Origin of the sequence: Thalassococcus sp. BH17M4-6, assembly GCF_049323015.1 — a bacterium.
Lineage (GTDB): Bacteria > Pseudomonadota > Alphaproteobacteria > Rhodobacterales > Rhodobacteraceae > Puniceibacterium.
This window is the reverse complement of sequence record NZ_JBMPGU010000009.1, coordinates 154797-170094: the sequence shown is the minus strand read 5'-3', so window position 1 is coordinate 170094 and position 15298 is coordinate 154797. Positions and strand designations below refer to the sequence as shown.

Here is a 15298-nt window from a genome sequence, read left to right as displayed (position 1 = left end):
CCCTCATCGGCTGCTGTCGTGTGTCTTGCCCCGCCTTACGGCGGGGCAGGGGGGTCTGATCAATGCTGTTCGGGCACCAGGATTTCGCGTTTGCCCACATGGTTGGCCGCCGACACGACGCCTTCGTCCTCCATCTGCTCGACCAGGCGCGCGGCCTTGTTGTAACCGATGGCCAGCTTGCGCTGGATGTAGGAGGTGGAGCACTTGCGGTCCTTGATCACGATGGCCACCGCCTGATCGTAAAGCGCATCTTCGCCATCGGTGTTTCCGCCCAGACCCAGAACCGCGTCGATGTCCGCCTCGCGGTCCTCTTCGGGCCCTTCGACCACGCCGCCGACATAGTCGGGCGGGCCGAAAGCCTTGAGGTGGTTGACGATCTCTTCGACCTCTTCATCGCTGACGAACGGCCCGTGGCAGCGGGTGATCTTGGCCCCGCCCGCCATGTAAAGCATGTCGCCCATACCCAAGAGCTGTTCGGCCCCCATTTCGCCCAGGATCGTGCGGCTGTCGATCTTCGAGGTTACTTGAAAGCTGATCCGGGTGGGGAAGTTCGCCTTGATCGTGCCGGTGATGACGTCCACGGACGGGCGTTGCGTGGCCATGATCAGGTGGATTCCGCTCGCCCGGGCCATTTGCGCCAGGCGCTGGATGCAGGCCTCGATCTCCTTGCCCGCGACCATCATCAGGTCGGCCATCTCGTCCACGATGACGACGATATAGGGCATTTTCCGCGGTTCGAACTCTTCGGTTTCGAATACCGGCTCTCCGGTATCGTCGTCGAACCCGGTCTGCACCGTGCGGCTGAACATCTCGCCCTTCGACAGGGCATCGGCCACGCGGCCGTTGTAGCCGTCGATGTTGCGCACGCCCATCTTGGACATCTTGCGATACCGCTCTTCCATCTCGCCCACGACCCATTTGAGCGCCACAACCGCCTTTTTCGGGTCGGTCACGACGGGCGACAGCAGATGCGGGATGCCGTCATAAACGGAAAGTTCCAGCATCTTCGGGTCGATCATCACCAGCCGCAGATCGTCCGGCGTGAGCTTGTAAAGCAGGCTCAGGATCATCGTGTTGATGGCCACGGACTTGCCCGAACCGGTGGTGCCGGCGATCAGCAGGTGCGGCATCTTCGCGAGGTTCGCGACGATCGGGTCGCCGCCGATATCCTTGCCAAGCGCGAGCGGCAGTTTCTGGTTGCCGTCGCCAAAGTCGCGGGTCGACAGGATTTCGCGGAAACCCACCATTTCGCGGTTGTCGTTGGGCAGTTCGATGCCGATGACGCTGCGCCCCGGAACGGTGGACACGCGGGCCGACAGGGCCGACATCGACCGCGCGATGTCGTCGGCCAGACCGATCACGCGGCTGGCCTTGAGGCCCGGCGCCGGTTCCAGTTCGTACATGGTGACGACGGGGCCGGGACGGACGCTGACGATCTCGCCCTTGACACCATAGTCGTCCAGCACCGATTCCAGCATCCGGGCGTTCTCCTCGAGCGCCTCGTCGCTCAGGTGATGGCGGGTGATGGTGTCGGGGTTCATCAGAAGGTTGAGCGGCGGCAGTTCGAATTCGGCGGAATTGTCGTCGAATTTCAGGCTGGGCTGTGCCTCGGCCTTGGCGCGGCGCGACACGGGTGCGGCTTTGCGCACCGGCTGCTGCACGACCTTCTTAAGTTCGGCCACCGGAATTGTCGGCTTATGGGCGTGATCGGCGACGTAGGACTGCACGTCGTAGCCGTCGTCCTCCGCATCGATTGCGGGATCGACCAGCAGGTCGGCCTCGTCTTCCTCCGCATAGGCCGGGGCAGGGGGGACGGGGGCCGCAGCGGCAAGCGTCGCCGCGCTCACGCCGACAGCATGGCGCGCGGTAAGCGGCGGTTCGGGCGGCAGCGCCGCGCCTGCCGTGTGCACGATCAGCGGATCCGGGCGGCGGCCGCGGCCCTTGGTCAGCGGGGCCACCTCTTCGACGGGCGGTTCGGGCTGGCGGATCCGCGACTTGATCACATCGGCGATCTTGGCGCGGATGCGGTCGTCGCCGGGCATGTCGGCCTCGCCTTCAAAGGTCGCAGGCTCCACCAACTCCGGTTCGGGCATGTTTTCGGGGCGCTTGATCAGCTGCGGCATCCGGGCAAGGAAACTTTGCTTTTCCACCGGCGCGGCGGCCTCGTGGGCGGCGGGCATGGCGGTTGCGGCCCGGCGGCGCGGGGCATTGGGCACCGGCACCGCCTCTTGTGCGGCGGCCCAGGCGGCGGCCTCTGCGGCCTCTTGCCGACGGCGTTCGCGCCGGGCGCTGTTGGCGGCCTGCATCGACTGCGCCGCCTGCACCGCACCGGACGCCCCGCGCCCCAGCAGCGACAGAAGCGTGGCATAGACCATCACCGTGCTCAGCACGAGAAAGCGCGAGATCGCGCGCAGTTCGGCCCGGGTAAAGCCCAGCACAAAGGCCCCGAGCGCCGCGATGGCGACGCCCAGAACCAGCATCGCCAGCTTGAGCCCGAGGCTGGCTCCCATCGGCAGCAGGTTCAGAAGCGATCCCATCATCATATCGCCGAAAAGCCCGCCCAGCCCGAAGGAATGGCTCCAGCTTGCATCGACGGTCTGACCGGCGGCGTAGACCGCCGAGAGCGCCACCCAGATCGGCGCGAAGATCAGGCAGGACAGCGCGCGGTCATCGCCCTGGTGGATCACCATGCGCACGCCCCAGACGATCGGCACGAGCGCCAGGCCCCAGCTGCCCAGCCCCACGATCATGAAGAGCGGCGCCGCGATCGACGCGCCCAGGCGGCCCATCCAGTTCTGCACCGGCGCATCCGTGGCCGACAGCCAGCTTGGGTCGTCGGGCGTGTAGGATGCGATCATCGCCGCGGCCATCAGCCCCAGCACGACAAGGGCAAGGCCCGCAAGCTCCTTGCCGCGCTTTTCGATCGCGGCCTGCATGTTGCTGTCGAAAAGGGGATCGCGCCCCCGTGCCTGATAAGCCATCTGGTCCTCGCCTCGTTTCTTCTTATGCGTACAGACAGTCGCGGAGGGTGCTGAGCCCGCGCTGCGTTTCATCTTTGGGGGCCACAAGGGCGACCCGGATATAGGATTTGCCGGGGTTTCCGGCTTCGGTTTCGCGCGACAGGTAGGCGCCGGGCAGGACCCGGACGCCGGTTTCCGTCCAGAGCCGCAGCGCCGCCGCTTCGCCATCCTCGACCGGCAGCCAGAGGAAGAAGCCGGCCTGCGGCGGTCGGTAGCCCGGCACGTTGCCCAGGATGCGGTCGGCCATGTCGAACTTTTCGACGTAAAGCGCGCGGTTCTCGGTCACATGCGCCTCGTCCGCCCAGACCTTTTCCGCGACGCGCTGCAACGGCAGCGGCAGCGGCGCGCCCGCATAGCTGCGCAGCTGGCGGATGCGGCGCAGGCTTTCGGGCCCGCCCGCGACAAAGCCCGAGCGCAGGCCCGGCAGGTTCGACCGCTTGGAAAGCGAATGAAAGATCAGCACCCGTTCGGGATCGGCCCCCATGTCGCGGGCGACCTGCAACGCGCCCACGGGCGGCGTGTCGCGGTAGATCTCGGAATAACATTCGTCGGCGAAGATCTGGAAATCGTGCTTTTCGGCCAGCGCGATCAGCGCCTCCCAGTAGTCGCGGCTGGCGACCGCGCCCTGCGGGTTGGCCGGAGAGCAGATGTAGGCGATGGCGGTCCGGTCGAGCGTGGCGGCCGGAAGGCTGGCGTAATCGGGCAGATGACCGGTGTCCTCGGTCGCGGGCACGAAGACCGGTTCGGCGCCGACGGAGGCGGCGGCCACCGCATAGACCTGGTAGAACGGGTTCGGGGTCAGAACCACCGGTCGCTGGCCGTCCTTCGCCTCGGAGCAAAGCGCCATCGCGGCGTTGTAAAGCCCTTCGCGGGTGCCGTTCAGCGCCATGATCTGATCGACCGGCTGGGTCACGCCATAGCGGCGGTGCAGCCAGTCGGCGATGGCCTGCAACAGCTCGGGCGTGCCGTCGTTCGGCGGATAGCGCCCGAAGTCCTGGGCGTTCTGCGCGATGATGTCGGTGATCCAGGCCGGAAAAGCATGTTTCGGCTCACCGATCGTCATATGCGTGACAGGGCCGCCCGGTGCATGGGCGTCCAAAAGGCTCCGCAAGCGCGGAAACGCATAGGCCGGTAGGTTCGAAAACCGCTCGGGGAACATATTCAACTGCCTCAGAATGCGGGATCCTGGCTGCCCCGCTTTTTGTCAGGATACGCAAAGGGGCGGCAGGCGTCCAGAAAAAGGCTTTGGTATCGGGGACCTGTGGCAGGAAAATCGCATTGGGGGTCGTTGCGCCGCGGGATCCGCGCGGCACGGATACGAGAGACGCTGTCTCTCGTGCTCTCTGAAGTATTTCCGGGCAGATGAAGGGGTCAGCCGGGCGCGGCGGCGATGGGGCGGGCCTCGATCAGGACGAAGGCCTGCGCCCAGGGATGATCATCGGTGAGGGTGACGTGAATGATCGCCTCGTGCCCCGGCGGGGTCATCTCGGCCAGACGCTCTGCCGCCCAGCCGGTGACCTGCATCACGGGCTGGCCGGTGGGCAGGTTGCTGACGGCCATATCCTTCCAGGAAATGCCCATGCGCAGCCCGGTGCCAAGCGCCTTGGAACAGGCCTCTTTCGCGGCCCAGCGTTTGGCGTAGGTGCCCGGCGTGTCGGCGCGCCGCTCGGCCTTGGCCTGTTCAATCTCCGTGAAGACCCGGTTGCGGAAGCGGTCGCCAAAGCGGTCGAGCGTGCCGGCGATGCGGTCGATATTCGCCAGATCGGTGCCGATCCCGAGGATCATCGCAGCGGCGACTCGCTGGCGCGGACGACGCCGGTCTGCTGGTTGATCGTCACCGTCAGGTCCAGGGGCGCGATGGCGTCGCCGGTCCAGAGGTTTGCAGGCACTTTCACCTGCAGCCCGCGCGCCGGATCGTAGGAGGCGACGGCCCCCGGCAGGTCCAGCCCGCCGAACCCAAGCGCATCGTCGCGCGAGACAAGCGCGCAGATCAGCCCCGGGTCTTCGGGGCTGGGCAGGGTCACCATCAGGTGCGAGGAACAGCACGCCGGTTCGGTGGTGTCGAGCCACATCAGCCGGATGTCACCGTTGGCGAAGGTGCGGATCGACTCCGCAGGCGGCATCATCAGGTTGTCGGCGCGCGCCTCGAAGCGGTTGCAGTCGCGCACGATTGCCGCCGGGGCCTGCGTGGCGAGCAGCACCGCAAGCGCCGTGGTCACGGATGCCCGCCGCATCACGCCCGCGCCTCGTCCATCAGCCGACGCATTTCGCCGATTGCAGGCTGCAACCCGCGAAAGATCGCCTCTCCGATGATGAAATGGCCGATGTTGAGTTCCATCACCTCGGGGAACTGTGCCACCGGTGTCACAGTGTCATAGGTCAGGCCGTGACCCGCATGCACCTCAAGCCCCAGTTCATGGGCCATGATTGACATGGCGCGCATCTTCTCAAGCTCTTCATCTCGCTCGGAAAATTTGCCTTCGGCATGGAAATCGCAATAGGCGCCGGTGTGCAGTTCGATCACCTCGGCCCCGATGCGGTGCGCGGCCTCGATCTGGCGCGGATCGGCGGCGATGAAGATCGACACGCGGCATCCGGCCTCGCGCAGGGGGGCGATGAAGTGCGCCAGCTTGTTTTCTTCGCGCGCGACCTCAAGCCCGCCTTCGGTTGTGCGTTCCTCGCGCTTTTCCGGCACGATGCAGACCGCGTGCGGCTTGTGACGCAGTGCGATTTTCTGCATCTCGTCCGTCGCCGCCATTTCAAAGTTGAGCGGCACCGACAGCACCTCCATCAGCCCGTCGATGTCGGCGTCGGAAATGTGGCGGCGATCTTCGCGCAGATGCGCGGTGATGCCGTCCGCGCCGGCCTCTTCGGCCAGCTTGGCGGCGCGCAGCGGGTCGGGATAGGCGCCGCCGCGGGCGTTGCGCACGGTGGCGACGTGGTCGATGTTGACGCCCAGGCGCAGGCGTCCTGCATAGGTGGTCATGGCCCCTCCGACAGCTGGATCAGCGGCAACCTAGTCCGACGCCGCCCCGCCGTCAGCCTGTTTTTTCTTTTTCTTCAACGCTGCCAGCTTGTCCTTGATCATGCCCTTGCGGCGGTTCTGATAGACGCGGATCAACGGCACCGACAGGTAATAGCAGATCAGCGCCGCGACGATGCCGGGGATGATGCCGCCCACGAGGTAGGGCCAGAACACCTCGTCATAGAATCGCGTGAGGTCGCGCCAGTCGACCGGCGATCCGGTGAAGAGCGCCCAGAAGTTGTCCGACAGATCGCGCCCCGCCTCGAAGAACTTGCGCCCGATCGAATCGTGCACGCCGTGCGGATGTTCGAGCCCCAGAAGCCAGTAGCCGGTTTTCATCGAAATGACGCCGATGGGCACATAGGTCAGCGGGTTGCCGAAGAACGTCGCCAGCAGCGACGCCAGGATATTGCCGCGCATGATCCAGGCCAGCAGGCCGGCGACGATGAAGTGCAGCCCGTAGAACGGCGTGAAGGTGGTGAACACCCCGGCAAAGATGCCGCGGGCGATCTTTTCCGGCGGGTCCGGCAGGCGGCGCAGGCGGTGTTTGACGTATTGCGCCGCGCGCACCCAGCCCCCGCGGGGCCAGAGCGCGTGCAGGACGATCTTCCAGAGCGGTCGATTGTCGCGACGCTTGAACACCAAGACGCTGTTTCCCTTCTGCTCCGCTACTCTGCCGCGGCCGGTGCGGTTGCCGACGCCAGGGCCGGATCGCGCCGACGCAGCACCGACGCCACATCGCTTTCCGCCTCGAGCGCCGAGATCACCGAATGCAGATGTTCCGCATCCCGCAGTTCGACATCCATCAAAAGCCGGTAGAAATCCGGCTTCCTGTCGACGAAATTAAGGTCAGAGATATTGGCCTTCTGCTCTCCGATCAACGTGCAAATCCGCCCAAGGACGCCCGCGTCGTTGCCGATGGTCAGATCGAGTGTCGCACAGTAGATCGCCGGGTGGTTGCCGCTGGCCCAGTGCAGATCGAGCCAACGCCCGGGCTGATCCTCGACCTCGGCCAGCGATGCGCAGTCGATGGTGTGCACGATGACCCCGCGCCCGCGCTGCGTCAGGCCCACGATCCGTTCGCCGGGCAAGGGCTGACAGCATTGCGCGCGGGTAAAGCCCTGCCCGTGCGTGAGACCGATGACCGCGCGGCTCAGGTCGATCTGATCCGTGGTTTTGGGCGCAAGATCGGGATAGACCGCCTGAACCACCTCTCGCGCCGTCAGCTCGGCGCTGCCCAGCCGTGCCAGAAGCGTGTCGGCATCTTCAAGCCGCAGGGTGCGGGCAGCGTTTTCCAGCGCCTTGTCGCTGGCCTTTTTGCCGACGTGTTCGAAGGCCGAGCGTGCGAGTTCGTGCCCCAGCTTGATGAAGCGTTCGCGGTTGGCCTCGCGCAGGGCGCGGCGGATGGCGGATTTCGCCTTTCCGGTGATCGCGATGTCGAGCCAGGTCGCCTGCGGCGTCTGGCCCTCGGCGGTGATGATCTCGACCGACTGGCCGTTCTTCATCCGGGTCCAGAGCGGCACCCGCAGCCCGTCGATCTTGGCGCCGACGCAGGCCGACCCGATGCGGGTGTGGATCGCATAGGCGAAATCCAGCGGCGTCGCCCCGCGCGGCAGTTTCACCACGTCGCCCTTGGGGGTGAAACAGAACACCTGGTCGGTGTACATCTCGAGCTTCACTGCCTCGAGGAAATCCTCGTGATCCTCTTCGGCGGTGAACTGTTCGGTCAACGACGAAATCCACTTGGCTGGATCGACGGCAAAGGGGTTTTCCGACCGCACCCCGTCGCGGTAGGACCAGTGCGCCGCCACCCCGGTTTCGGCGACATCGTGCATCTGGCGGGTGCGGATCTGCACCTCGACCCGCTTGCCGTCGCGTCCCGACACGGTGGTGTGGATGCTGCGATAGCCGTTGGACTTGGGCTGGCTGATGTAGTCCTTGAACCGCCCGGGCACGGACCGCCAGCGCTGGTGGATGGCCCCCAGCGCGCGGTAGCAGTCCATTTCCGTGCGGGTGATGACGCGGAAACCGTAGATGTCGGAAAGGCGGGAAAAGCCCATGTCCTTTTCCTGCATCTTGCGCCAGATCGAATAGGGTTTCTTGGCGCGGCCAAAGACCTCGGCCTCGATCCCGACCTTGTCGAGTTCGTGGCGCATGTCGCTGGTGATGCGGTGGATGACGTCGCCGGCTTCCTTCTGCAAGGTGATGAAGCGACGGATGATGCTGGCGCGGCCTTCGGGGTTGAGAACGCGAAAGGCCAGATCCTCGAGCTCTTCGCGCATCCACTGCATGCCCATGCGGCCTGCGAGCGGCGCATAGATATCCATCGTCTCGCGTGCCTTTTGCACCTGCTTTTCATGCCGCATCGCCTTGATGGTGCGCATGTTGTGCAGGCGGTCAGCCAGCTTGACCAGAATGACCCGCAGGTCCTTGGACATGGCCATGAAAAGCTTGCGGAAATTCTCGGCCTGCTTGGTTTCGGAGCTCGACAGCTGTAGGTTGGTCAACTTCGTCACACCGTCGACAAGATCGGCAACCTCGTCACCAAAGCGTTTGGCGATCGCGGCATAGGTCGATTTGGTGTCTTCGATGGTGTCGTGCAGCAGTGCGGTGATGATGGTGGCATCATCAAGCTGCTGTTCGGTCAGAATGGCGGCGACCGCGACGGGATGGGTAAAGTAGGGCTCGCCGGAATGGCGCAATTGCCCTTCGTGCATCTTCAGGCCGTAATCATAGGCGGCCCGAAGCAGCTTTTCGTTGGTCTTTGGGTTGTAGTTGCGAACTAGGGCAATCAGGTCGTCGGCCGCAATCATCATAGACGTCCTTGCCTGGCCCTGGCGCCGGGTGTCAGCCTTGCCCCTGCGCCTCCATCAGCGCGCGCAACAGTTTTTCTTCCGACATGTCGTCTTCGGCGGGCTTGTCGGGCTCGGCGCCCATCAGCAACGCCATGGCGTCGTCTTCGGGCTCGTCAACCTCGATCTGGGTCTGGTTCGATTCGATCAGCCGTTCGCGCAGTTCATCGGCGGACTGGGTTTCGTCCGCGATCTCGCGCAGCGACACGACCGGGTTCTTGTCGTTGTCACGGTCCACGGTGATCGCCGCACCCGCCGAGATTTCACGCGCGCGGTGCGCGGCGAGCATCACAAGCTCGAACCGGTTGGGGACTTTGTCAACGCAATCTTCTACCGTCACGCGGGCCATGGAACACTCCAGTATGTCGGGTCGCCGTCAGAAAGCGTTATCTAACGCGGGCAGGGTTCCAACACAAGCCGCTATTGCTGCAGGGGCACAACCTCTTGCCGCGCCTCTGGGGCGAGCGCGGCACACATCTGGACGACCGTGCTGTTCAGCACGGGATGGCGCCAGTCTGCCGCGATATCTGCCAGCGGCACAAGTACGAATGCGCGGTCCTGAAGGCGCGGGTGCGGCAGGATCATCCGGTCGGGCGCGCGGCGGCGCTGCTGGGCCGGATCAAGATGCCGCCACGACTCGAACGTCACAAGATCGGGGCAGATTGCCGGGCCCGCGGCGATCAGATCGAGGTCGAGACTGCGCATTCCCCAACGTTCTGTCCGCTCCCGGCCGAAACTTGCCTCAACGTCATGCAAGATTTTCAGGACGTCGGCGGGATTCAGCGCGCCAGACAGGGTCGCCGCGGCGTTCACGTAATCCGGACCGGCGCCCGGCGGAAAGCAAGGCGTTGAAAAAAAACGACTTACCCGCCTAAGTTGAAGCTGCGTCCGGCCGAGCGCAACAAGCGCGGCCGCCAGGGTTTGACCGGGGTTTCCCGCCGACGACCCCATGTTCGACCCCAGCGCCACCAAGAATTCTTGTCCGGTAAGTGGAATGTGACTATCCTTTTCCCACTGTATTACTTGAAGCCAATACGCTTTTACCTATTTTCCGACAAACTGAAACGGCGCCATTATTCAATCCACTCACGGGCCGGCCGTTTCAAATTATCGAAAGGACATTTTATGTTTTACAAGGACGAACGGCTGGCGCTGTTCATCGATGGCTCGAACCTTTACGCCGCTGCAAAGGCTTTGGGCTTCGACATCGACTACAAGCTGCTGCGCCAGGAATTCGTGCGCCGCGGCAAGATGCTGCGCGCGTTCTACTACACTGCCCTGCTCGAAAATGACGAGTATTCGCCGATTCGCCCGCTGGTGGACTGGCTGCACTACAACGGCTTCACCATGGTGACGAAGCCCGCGAAGGAATACACCGACAGCCAGGGCCGTCGGAAGGTCAAGGGCAACATGGACATCGAACTGACCGTCGATGCGATGGAGCTTGCCCCGCGGGTCGACCACATCGTGCTATTCTCGGGCGATGGCGATTTCCGTCCGCTGGTCGAATCGCTGCAGCGCCAGGGCGTGCGCGTGTCGGTCGTGTCGACCATCCGCAGCCAGCCGCCGATGATTGCCGACGAACTGCGCCGTCAGGCCGACAATTTCATCGAGCTCGATGAGCTCAAGGACGTGATCGGCCGTCCGCCGCGCGAAATGTCGAACGAACGGAACTTTGAGGTTGCCAGCAACGGCAACTAAGGGCGGTGGGCCTGCAGGTATGACGGGCCCGGTGTCATGATGGCAGAAGTGGCCGCGCTCGCAACGCTGTGTGCTACGGCGTTCGGCGCGGCGACTTTGCTTCCCTTCCAGTCCGAGATCGTGTTCGTCGCCTTGCAGCTGCGCGAGGCCGCGCCGTTGTGGCTGCTGGTGCTGGTGGCCAGCATCGGCAACACCGCGGGCGCCTGCGTGAACTACTGGATGGGCATGGGGGTGGAGCACTTTCGCGACAGCCGCTGGTTTCCCGTGTCCGATGGGCAGCTGGAAAAGGCACAAGGCTGGTACGCCCGCTGGGGCGTCTGGACGCTGTTGCTGAGCTGGGCGCCCTTCGGCGATGCCTTCACCGTCGTCGCGGGCATCATGCGCACACGTTTCTGGCTTTTCCTGACGCTCGTCAGCCTGGCCAAGACCGGCCGCTATATCGCGTTGGCCTGGGCCACGGCGGCGGTCTAGTTCGACGCGGCGCGGGCGTTGATGTCGTTGTGCATCTCGATCACCTGGGCGGGCCAGGTGCTTTTGATATAGGCCAGAATGTCCATGATTTCCGCCTGGCTCAGGATATCGCCATAGCCTGCCATGCGGGATTTGTAGGTGCCGCCGACCAGCGCCTCGGTGCCTTCGGTAACGATCCTGACCAGCAGGGCGTCAGGATGATGCCAGGTGTGGCCCGAGGTGTCATGCGGCGGCGCAGGCAGGTAGCCGTCGGCGTCGCGTACCTGCCAGTCGGGCTGCCCGGCAAGGTCGGCACCATGGCAGGCGGCGCAGTTTTCGGCATACAGCGTTTCGCCATTGGCCACGCGCGCCGGGTCGTCATAGGGCAAAAGCCCCTGCGCCAGAAGCGGGTGCGCGGTGAGCAGAAAGCCTGCGGCCAAAAGCGTCGATTTCATCGGACTGTCCTTTTCGGTTTTGCAGATATGTCCAGCCTTCCAGCAGGGGGCAGGCAATTCACAACGCTGTGACGGTCAAACCCTCTGGACCCGTTGGCGCGGTTTGCTTAGGTCTGGGGCAACAGGAGTGCGACATGACCAAGCCACCGCTGACCCTTTACCTGGCCGCACCGCGCGGCTTCTGCGCCGGTGTCGACCGGGCCATCAAGATTGTCGAGATGGCGCTGCAGAAATGGGGCGCGCCAGTCTATGTCCGCCACGAGATCGTGCACAACAAGTTCGTCGTGGACAACCTGCGCGACCAGGGCGCGGTGTTTGTCGAGGAACTGCACGAATGCCCCCCCGATCGCCCGGTGATCTTTTCCGCCCATGGCGTGCCCAAGGCCGTACCCGCAGAGGCCGAGCGGCGCGAGATGGTCTATGTCGATGCCACCTGCCCGCTGGTCAGCAAGGTGCATATCGAGGCCGCGCGCCATGCCGAAAACGGTTTGCAGATGGTGATGATCGGCCATGCCGGCCACCCTGAAACCGTGGGCACCATCGGCCAGCTGCCCGAAGGCGAGGTGCTGCTGGTCGAAACCGCGCAGGACGTGGCCACGCTCGATGTGCGCGACCCCGACCGGTTGGCCTTTGTCACCCAGACCACGCTGTCGGTCGATGACACGGCGGATATCGTCGCTGCCCTCAAGGCGCGGTTTCCGGCCATCGTCGGGCCGCACAAGGAAGACATCTGTTACGCCACCACCAACCGGCAGGAAGCAGTCAAGGCGATGGCCCCGCGCTGCGACGCGATGCTGGTGGTGGGCGCGCCCAATTCGTCGAATTCCCAGCGCCTGGTCGAGGTCGGCCGCCGCGCGGGCTGCGGCTATGCGCAGCTGGTCATGCGCGCCGACAACATCGACTGGCGGGCGCTTGAGGGGATCGCCTCGGTCGGCATCACCGCCGGGGCCAGCGCGCCCGAGGTCCTGATCGACGAGGTGATCGACGCCTTTCGCGACCGCTACGAGGTGACGGTGGAACTGGTCGAAACGGCGCAGGAAAACGTGGAATTCAAGGTGCCGCGCGTGCTTCGCGAACCGGCGTGATGCCGCAGCCGTTCGATCCGCAGGAGGTTCTGCGCCTGCCCTTGATGGCGACCCTGTGCACCCTGGCCGAAGACGGCGCGCCGCGCAGCGCCCCCTGCTGGTTCGCGTGGGAGGAGGCGGCGCTCTGGCTGCTATCGGATCGCGGCGCCAGCTCCGCCCGGCGCATCGCGGGGGACGCCCGCGTGTCGGTCGAGATCGTGGACTACGACAACCCCGCCGGACGCCTGCGCCATCTGGGCCTGCGCGGCACGGCCACGGTCGAGCCGATGGACCAGTCGCTCTTTCGCAGGCTCCTGACCCGCCACCTCGGCGCGCCCGAGACCTGGAACCCGTGGTTCATCGACAATGTCGCGCGGATCGACGCGCCGGACGGGCGCCTGATCCGGGTGGCCCCCGACAGCATCTTTACCAACGATGTCAGCTATTTTCGCACCGGGCCGGACCTTGCCTGACCGTGTGCGCCAACGCCTCTTGACCCCCCGGCCCGCTTTGCCCGACAAGGTGGGCACCCCAGATCGGAGCGCGAGATGATCAGCCTGCAATTCCTTCTGACCGCCCTGGTCGTCGTCGCGGCCCCCGGCACCGGCGTGATCTACACGCTGGCCATCGGGCTGGGGCAGGGCCGCTGGCCGTCGCTTGCGGCGGCGCTGGGCTGCACGATCGGCATCGTTCCGCACCTTGCGGCGGCCACGCTGGGGCTGGCGGCGGTGCTGCACACCTCGGCGGTGTTGTTCAACGTGGTGAAATTCGCGGGCGTGGCCTATCTTTTGTATCTCGCCTGGCAGGCGCTGCGCGACGGCGGCACGCTGGCGGTGAGCGCCGAGCGCAAGGCCGACAGCCCCTGGCGGATCGCCCGGCGCGGCGCGCTGATCAACATCCTCAACCCGAAACTGTCGATCTTCTTTCTGGCGCTGCTGCCGCCGTTTCTGTCGGGCAACCCGGACAGCGCAACGGCGGAAATGATCCTGCTGGGCGGGGTCTTCATGGTGCTGACCTTTGCGGTCTTCGTGCTTTACGGCCTTTTCGCCGCGCGCGCCCGTGACTGGCTGCTGTCGAGCGAGCGGGTGATGCGGTGGCTGAACCGGTCCTTCGCGGCGATCTTTGCCGCCCTCGCCGCACGCCTCGCGCTGGAGCGGGCCTGATGCCGGTGCCGCGTTCCGCGCTGATCCTGGGGCTGGCCGGGGTGATCCCCTTTGCCTGGGGTGCACTCACGCTGCTGGTTGATCCGCTGTCGGCCTTGGGGCAGAGCACCCTTGGCCCGCGCTTTATCGGGCCTTACGTGCAGCTGAGCTATGGTACGGTGATCCTGTCCTTCATGTCGGGCGTCCTCTGGGGCTTTGCCACAAAGGCGCAAGGCGCGCAGGCCGCCACAGGCTACGCGCTGTCGGTCATCCCGGCGCTTTGGGCGTTCTTCATGGTCGGGGGCGGGCCTGTCAGCGCAGGCATGAACCTGATCTTCGGCTTTCTGGGCCTGCTTGCGCTGGATTGGCAGTTCTGGCGCTGGGGGCTGGCGCCGCCCTGGTGGATGCATCTGCGGGGTCTGCTGACCGCGCTGGTTGTCGCCTGCCTCTCCGTGGGGGTGCTGCTGTGACGGATGCCGAAACGCTGCGCGTCTATGACCGGATGGCGCTGGATTATGACAAGATATCGTCTGCCGTCGGGCCGGATGACACGTTGCAGGCCTTCATCGCGGCGATGCCGCCGGGGGGCCGGGTGCTCGACCTCGGGTGCGGGCCGGGACGGTCGGCGATGTACATGGCGCGCGCCGGGCTGGTGGTGGATGCCACCGACGCCTCGGCCACGATGGTCGCGATGGCGCAGAAAATCCCGGGCGTGACGGCCTGGCAGGCCCGCTTTGACGATCTGGATGCCGAGGCGGCCTATGACGGTGTCTGGGCCAACTTCTGCCTGCTGCATGCCACGCGCGCCGAGGTGCCCCGCCATCTGCGCGCGATCCGCCGGGCGATCAAACCCGGTGGGGTGCTGCACGTGGGCGTCAAGGAGGGCGAGGGCGAGGCGCGCGACAGCCTGGGCCGCCGCTACACCTATTTCACCGTGCCCGAGATGGACCGGCTGATGCGCGAGGCGGGTTTCGTGCCCGGGCCCGCCACCCATGGCGCGGATGCCGGGCTTGATGGCGTGGTCGCCGCATTCTTTACCCTGAGCGGCACCGCCGATGGCTGAGCTTTTCGCCTATACCGACGGCGCCTGTTCGGGCAATCCCGGCCCCGGGGGCTGGGGCGTGCTGATGCTCGCCATGGACGGCGACACCGTGGTCAAGGAACGCGAGCTGAGCGGTGGGGAAGGCGAGACCACCAACAACCGGATGGAGCTTTTGGCCGCCATTCACGCGCTCGAGGCTCTGGGGCGTCCGTCGCGGATCACAGTCGTGACCGACAGCGCCTATGTGAAGAACGGGGTGACCGGGTGGATCCACGGCTGGAAGCGCAACGGCTGGAAAACCGCATCGAAAAAGTCGGTGAAGAACGTCGAGCTTTGGCAGCGGCTGGACGCGGCGCAGGCCCAGCATGACGTGATCTGGGAATGGGTCAAAGGCCACGCGGGCCACCCCGAAAACGAACGCGCGGATGAGTTGGCGCGCGCCGGGATGGCCCCGTTCAAGCCGAAGAAGTCCAAGGGCTAGGCGGCGCACAGACCGGGGTGACAGCGGCGCATTCCGGCGGTATGGCCCCGGCACCCGACCGCAGCG

The 15298-nt window shown here is 65.4% G+C and carries 18 protein-coding genes; 8 read left to right on the top strand and 10 right to left on the bottom strand.

Annotated elements, in window-relative coordinates; all coding sequences use genetic code 11:
- Positions 1-59: 59 nt before the first annotated feature.
- The 9 genes from ACOXXX_RS14310 to folK all read right to left on the bottom strand — a co-directional run bounded on the left by ACOXXX_RS14310 (position 60) and on the right by folK (position 9866).
- Entirely contained in the window at positions 60-2981 is a 2922-nt protein-coding gene (locus tag ACOXXX_RS14310) for a DNA translocase FtsK (protein ID WP_422827275.1), read from the bottom strand.
- Positions 2982-3003: 22 nt separating this feature from the next.
- Complete coding sequence (locus ACOXXX_RS14305) at positions 3004-4179, bottom strand: aminotransferase class I/II-fold pyridoxal phosphate-dependent enzyme (protein ID WP_422827274.1); 1176 nt, start codon at positions 4177-4179, stop codon at positions 3004-3006.
- 212 nt (positions 4180-4391) lie between these two features.
- Positions 4392-4805, bottom strand: coding sequence for a holo-ACP synthase (acpS, locus tag ACOXXX_RS14300; protein ID WP_422827273.1), 414 nt, complete (start codon positions 4803-4805; stop codon positions 4392-4394).
- Positions 4802-5254, bottom strand: a complete 453-nt coding sequence (locus ACOXXX_RS14295) for a hypothetical protein (protein ID WP_422827272.1) — start codon at positions 5252-5254, stop codon at positions 4802-4804. Before ACOXXX_RS14295 ends, acpS begins: the two co-directional genes overlap by 4 nt.
- Positions 5254-6006 (bottom strand): pyridoxine 5'-phosphate synthase, encoded by a 753-nt coding sequence (locus ACOXXX_RS14290; protein WP_422827271.1) that lies wholly within the window; start codon positions 6004-6006, stop codon positions 5254-5256. The genes ACOXXX_RS14295 and ACOXXX_RS14290 overlap by 1 nt, the downstream gene beginning before the upstream one ends.
- A 30-nt stretch (positions 6007-6036) precedes the next feature.
- Complete coding sequence (locus ACOXXX_RS14285; RefSeq protein WP_422827270.1) at positions 6037-6690, bottom strand: DUF2062 domain-containing protein; 654 nt, start codon at positions 6688-6690, stop codon at positions 6037-6039.
- A 23-nt stretch (positions 6691-6713) separates the two neighbouring features.
- The gene (locus ACOXXX_RS14280; RefSeq protein ID WP_422827316.1) at positions 6714-8858 is read right to left on the bottom strand and encodes a RelA/SpoT family protein; all 2145 of its coding nucleotides are present in this window, start codon (positions 8856-8858) and stop codon (positions 6714-6716) included.
- A gap of 34 nt (positions 8859-8892) precedes the next feature.
- Complete coding sequence (gene rpoZ, locus ACOXXX_RS14275) at positions 8893-9246, bottom strand: DNA-directed RNA polymerase subunit omega (RefSeq protein ID WP_422827269.1); 354 nt, start codon at positions 9244-9246, stop codon at positions 8893-8895.
- Between the two features lie 71 nt (positions 9247-9317).
- Positions 9318-9866: a 2-amino-4-hydroxy-6-hydroxymethyldihydropteridine diphosphokinase gene (gene folK / locus ACOXXX_RS14270; protein ID WP_422827315.1), complete on the bottom strand. Its 549-nt coding sequence runs from the start codon at positions 9864-9866 to the stop codon at positions 9318-9320.
- Positions 9867-10022: 156 nt separating this feature from the next.
- On the opposite strand from folK, the gene ACOXXX_RS14265 reads away from it, so the two are divergent.
- A complete protein-coding gene (locus ACOXXX_RS14265) occupies positions 10023-10598 on the top strand; it encodes an NYN domain-containing protein (RefSeq protein WP_422827268.1) in 576 nt (191 codons plus the stop codon).
- A 36-nt stretch (positions 10599-10634) separates the two neighbouring features.
- A complete protein-coding gene (locus tag ACOXXX_RS14260) occupies positions 10635-11069 on the top strand; it encodes a YqaA family protein (RefSeq protein ID WP_422827267.1) in 435 nt (144 codons plus the stop codon).
- Here ACOXXX_RS14260 and ACOXXX_RS14255 read toward each other — a convergent pair.
- Entirely contained in the window at positions 11066-11503 is a 438-nt protein-coding gene (locus tag ACOXXX_RS14255) for a c-type cytochrome (protein ID WP_422827266.1), read from the bottom strand. The two genes, ACOXXX_RS14260 and ACOXXX_RS14255, sit on opposite strands and share 4 nt — an antisense overlap.
- A gap of 134 nt (positions 11504-11637) precedes the next feature.
- Here ACOXXX_RS14255 and ispH point away from each other — a divergent pair, with 134 nt between their 5' ends.
- The 6 genes from ispH (at position 11638) to rnhA (ending at position 15232) form a co-directional block, all read left to right on the top strand.
- Positions 11638-12588 carry a 4-hydroxy-3-methylbut-2-enyl diphosphate reductase gene (ispH, locus tag ACOXXX_RS14250; protein ID WP_422827265.1) on the top strand — a complete coding sequence of 317 codons (951 nt, stop codon included), beginning with the start codon at positions 11638-11640 and terminating at the stop codon, positions 12586-12588.
- Entirely contained in the window at positions 12588-13040 is a 453-nt protein-coding gene (locus ACOXXX_RS14245; protein WP_422827264.1) for a pyridoxamine 5'-phosphate oxidase family protein, read from the top strand. The genes ispH and ACOXXX_RS14245 overlap by 1 nt, the downstream gene beginning before the upstream one ends.
- 75 nt (positions 13041-13115) lie before the next feature.
- A complete protein-coding gene (locus ACOXXX_RS14240; protein ID WP_422827263.1) occupies positions 13116-13730 on the top strand; it encodes a LysE family translocator in 615 nt (204 codons plus the stop codon).
- A complete protein-coding gene (locus ACOXXX_RS14235) occupies positions 13730-14179 on the top strand; it encodes a DUF3429 domain-containing protein (RefSeq protein WP_422827262.1) in 450 nt (149 codons plus the stop codon). Before ACOXXX_RS14240 ends, ACOXXX_RS14235 begins: the two co-directional genes overlap by 1 nt.
- A complete protein-coding gene (locus ACOXXX_RS14230; RefSeq protein ID WP_422827261.1) occupies positions 14176-14772 on the top strand; it encodes a class I SAM-dependent methyltransferase in 597 nt (198 codons plus the stop codon). The genes ACOXXX_RS14235 and ACOXXX_RS14230 overlap by 4 nt, the downstream gene beginning before the upstream one ends.
- Complete coding sequence (gene rnhA / locus ACOXXX_RS14225) at positions 14765-15232, top strand: ribonuclease HI (protein ID WP_422827260.1); 468 nt, start codon at positions 14765-14767, stop codon at positions 15230-15232. The genes ACOXXX_RS14230 and rnhA overlap by 8 nt, the downstream gene beginning before the upstream one ends.
- The last annotated feature ends 66 nt before the right edge of the window (positions 15233-15298 follow it).